The organism is Okeania sp. SIO2F4, assembly GCF_010672385.1.
Taxonomy (GTDB): domain Bacteria; phylum Cyanobacteriota; class Cyanobacteriia; order Cyanobacteriales; family Microcoleaceae; genus Trichodesmium.
This window is the reverse complement of record NZ_JAAHGT010001414.1, coordinates 1-1,366: the sequence shown is the minus strand read 5'-3', so window position 1 is coordinate 1,366 and position 1,366 is coordinate 1. Positions and strand designations below refer to the sequence as shown.

Sequence of the window (1,366 nt, the reverse complement as noted above, 5' to 3'; positions counted from 1 at the left end):
CTAAAATAGTGCTAGGAACATCCATTAAAGATAGAATGTCTTTCAAATCCCGGATGTTGCCAATGTAAGGGTCGAAACCAGGGATGAAGTTGATTTTACCGTTATCAGTTTCTGCTTTCTTACCTTCAGTTAGAGCTACCAGAATACCCTTGAGCATATTATCATAGCCTGTGATGTGAGAACCAACAAAGCTAGGAGTGTGAGCAAAAGGAACTGGGAAATCTTGAGGAACTGCACCTTGATTTTTGGAGTTGGTGATGAATGAACCTAAGTCATCTCCAATAACCTCTGCCATACAAGTTGTGCAGAGAGCAATCATTTTAGGCTTGTACAAAGTATAAGAGTTTGCCAAACCATCAATCATGTTCTTGAGACCACCAAATACCGCAGCATCTTCAGTCATAGAAGAGGAAACAGCTTGGAATGGCTCTTTGTAGTTACGAGTTAAGTGAGAACGGAAGTAAGCAACACATCCTTGAGAACCATGTACAAAAGGTAGAGTTCCTTCAAAACCTGCTGCTGCAAAGATTGCACCTAAAGGCTGACAAGCTTTAGCAGGGTTGATAGTTAGAGCTTCACGAGCAAAGTTCTTTTCGCGATATTCCCAAGTCTTTGTCCACTCACGAACTCTTTCTACTTCTTCCTTGGAAGGACCGCCTTCAAATTCTCTCTTCCGCTCGAACATTTCTTGATATTCTGGTTCTTGGAAGAGTTGAAAGTGATCTTTGATTTTGTCTACATTCTGACTCATGGTGTTTATTCCTCTATGGTTTAGGGATTTACAATTTCTGGAAGGAAGAGGGAAGAATAGAGAAAATACTCAACTACAACTCCCAGTTCCTCAAATTTTGTTTCTGTATTGGGGTTGCCGAGGAGATGGCATACCCCATTTCCTAACTAAATTTATCTTTAAAGTCAGAGCCAAAAGGTTAAAATTAATACTTTTAACCGTCTTAAGTTTGTCTTACATTCTGTTAACGGATACCTCAGAATTATATACTCACTTCTGACTTTTGACTTCTGACTTCTAACTTTTACTAGCTAGCTTGCTTCCAAGGAGCCTTAATTAAGTTCCAAGTTGGGCTGTTGAGAGCTAGATCCATGTCACGAGCGAAGATAGCGAATCCGTCATAACCGTGATAAGGACCAGAATAATCCCAAGAGTGCATTTGACGGAATGGCATACCCATCTTCTGGAATACATACTTCTCTTTAATACCAGAAGCAATTAAGTCTGGCTTTAATTTCTTAGCAAATTCTTCAAATTCGTAGCCACTAACGTCATCGTAGATTAGAGTACCTTCTTGAGCATATTCAGCAGTACGCTTGTAGTCATCACCGTGACCGGCCCAAGTGATTGAGCGCT

General features: G+C 40.4%; 2 protein-coding genes. Both read right to left on the bottom strand.

The window, feature by feature from the left end; translation table 11 throughout:
- Positions 1-751, bottom strand: a 751-nt coding sequence (gene nifK, locus F6K22_RS40860; RefSeq protein ID WP_293110881.1) for a nitrogenase molybdenum-iron protein subunit beta, incomplete at its 3' end; no start/stop codon positions are given.
- Positions 752-1,037: 286 nt separating this feature from the next.
- Positions 1,038-1,366: nitrogenase component 1 (locus F6K22_RS40855; protein WP_293110879.1), on the bottom strand; the 329-nt coding region annotated here is incomplete at its 5' end.